This is a genomic window from Bombilactobacillus bombi (assembly GCF_013607485.1).
Lineage (GTDB): Bacteria > Bacillota > Bacilli > Lactobacillales > Lactobacillaceae > Bombilactobacillus > Bombilactobacillus bombi_A.
Genome location: NZ_SCHP01000103.1, coordinates 1 through 2,266 on the forward strand (window position 1 = coordinate 1; position 2,266 = coordinate 2,266).

The 2,266-nt window shown below is 34.0% G+C and carries 3 protein-coding genes; 2 read left to right on the forward strand and 1 reads right to left on the reverse strand.

The annotated features are described in order from the left end of the window. Positions 1-502 (forward strand): dihydrofolate reductase (locus tag EQ827_RS08485; RefSeq protein WP_309109360.1); only part of this gene is annotated, 502 nt, incomplete at its 5' end. On the opposite strand, the gene trhA is transcribed toward EQ827_RS08485, so the two are convergent. After that, positions 493-1,158, reverse strand: a complete 666-nt coding sequence (gene trhA, locus EQ827_RS08490; RefSeq protein WP_181190550.1) for a PAQR family membrane homeostasis protein TrhA — start codon at positions 1,156-1,158, stop codon at positions 493-495. The two genes, EQ827_RS08485 and trhA, sit on opposite strands and share 10 nt — an antisense overlap. Positions 1,159-1,275: 117 nt before the next feature. Between trhA and EQ827_RS08495 the strand changes: the two genes are divergently transcribed. Continuing rightward, on the forward strand, positions 1,276-2,124 hold the full coding sequence (locus tag EQ827_RS08495) for a DegV family protein (protein WP_181190551.1): 849 nt from the start codon (positions 1,276-1,278) through the stop codon (positions 2,122-2,124). Positions 2,125-2,266: the final 142 nt, after the last annotated feature.

A 2,266-nucleotide genomic window follows, 5' to 3' on the forward strand; every position in this document is an offset into this window, starting at 1 on the left:
TAGCATGCTAGCTTTTATTTGGGCAGAAGATGAAAATCATTTAATAGGTCAAGATGGACATTTGCCTTGGCATTTGCCGGCAGATTTGCATTATTTTAAAGAGCAGACGCTTAATCATTCAATAATAATGGGAAGGAAAACATTTGCTAGTTTGCCACAAGGTGCATTGCCACAACGACGCAATATTGTATTAACTCATAGTCAAGACTTACAATTAGCTTCAGTTCAGATTGTGCATACCAAATCCCAAATTCTTACCTTGATTTCTGATGATTCTTTAGCCTTTATTATTGGTGGAAGAGAAATTTTTTCCCAATTTTTAAATGAAGTTGACTATTTATATGTAACTAAAATTGAGCATCAATTTGTGGGGGATGTATATATGCCCACTATTGATTACCAGAAATTTAAATTAGTCCAACAAAAAAAGGGCATCGTCGATTCCAACAACGTCTGGCCCTATAAATTTTTAATCTATCAAAGGTATAATAATTATAAATAAAAGTAGACTGCTAAAAACATTAGAGCAGTTCCCAACATGACAAACATATGCCAAATAACGTGGATATATTTAATGCTACGCATACAATATAGTAAAGCCCCCCCGGTAAAAGACACACCTCCCCAAAATAATAGAATGATTCCTTGTTTTCCAATTGCTACTTGCAATGGCTTCATGATTAATACAACCATCCAGCCCATTACCACGTATAAAGCAGTATCGATAATCGGATGATGACCAATATTAAAAATTTTGTAAATAATGCCACTAATGGTAATGATCCAAATTAATCCTAAAAACAGCCAACTTTGGGGTTTAGGCAGTCCTAATAAGCAAAAGGGTGTATAAGTACCGGCAATTAGCAAAAAAATGGAACTATGATCGAGAATCTGAAAAACATGCTTGGCTTTTGTAAAATAAAGGCTGTGAAATAAAGTGGAGCATAGATATAAAAACATCAATGTAAAACCATATATAGTATAAGCAATAAAGGCTAGTAACTGGTTATGGTGCTGATTGAGAGCTTTTATTATTAAGAGGATGGTTCCAGCAATTGACAGCACCAATCCAATTCCATGGGTAATGGCACTAAAAATTTCATTAGTAATTTGGTAAGTTTTGCTGCGATTAGTAGGGTTAGTAAATAAATTTGACACGTTATTTCTCCTTGGTTATTATGTTAAAATTGTAGTGATTAAAATAGAATTTGTTAATCACAAAGATTATAATGCATTATATATTAAACATCCTAAAGATTAAAGGCGGGATTTTTTATGAATAAAGTGAAAATTGTGACTGATTCTTCAGTTCAGATTACGGATGCAGAAGTTCAAGAATATGATATTACAGTAGTACCGTTGTCAATTGAAATTGACGGTGAGCAATTTATCGATGGTGAAAATATTACCCGCGAAGAATTTGTTCAAAGAATGTTAACTTCTAAAAATTTACCTAAGACTAGTCAACCACCATTAGGTAAATTTGTTGATGCCTTTAAGGAATTAGGAGCTGATGGCAGCCCTATATTAGCAATTCATATGACCAAAGGTCTTAGCGGAACTGTAGAAGCCGCACGGCAGGCCGCCAAAATCACAGTCTTAAATATTACGGTGATTGATAGTGAATATACCGATCGAGCCTTAGCCTTTCAAGTTTTAGAAGCTGCAAAAATGGCACAGGCTGGTAAGGAAGTTGCCGATATTGTAACTGCAATTGAGCAAATTAAAAACCAAACCCATTTATATATGGCTATTCCAACTTTAGAGAATATTCTTAAGGGTGGCCGATTGGGTCGGGTTGCGGCTAGTTTATCGACCTTTTTAAAAATTAATATTGTAATTCAATTAAAAGATTCTAAAGTAGGAATATTGAAAAAAGGTCGGGGAATCAAAACAATTGAAAATTATATGGATAAAGTAGTTCAAAAAATTAATGAAGATGGCGCTAATATTGCTGAAATTGGTATTTCTTATGTTGATGATATTTCTATTCCGCAAAATTTGGAACAAAGAATCCATGAGCGTTGGCCTAAAATGCCGATTTTAACGCGGGTCACAAGTCCAGTTATTACCACGCATGCTGGTAAGGGTGCTTTTGCAATTATGTATTACTATCGTTCTTAGATTAAAGATATTTTCACTGAAAGGAGTTTGCAGCTATTTCTCGAATATTAACTAGTATAACAATTTTTATTCTGTCTTTGTCTTTAATATTTACAACAGCATTAGCTGCTCCCAAAAAGGATTTTCCAGTAGTAGCAGTAGG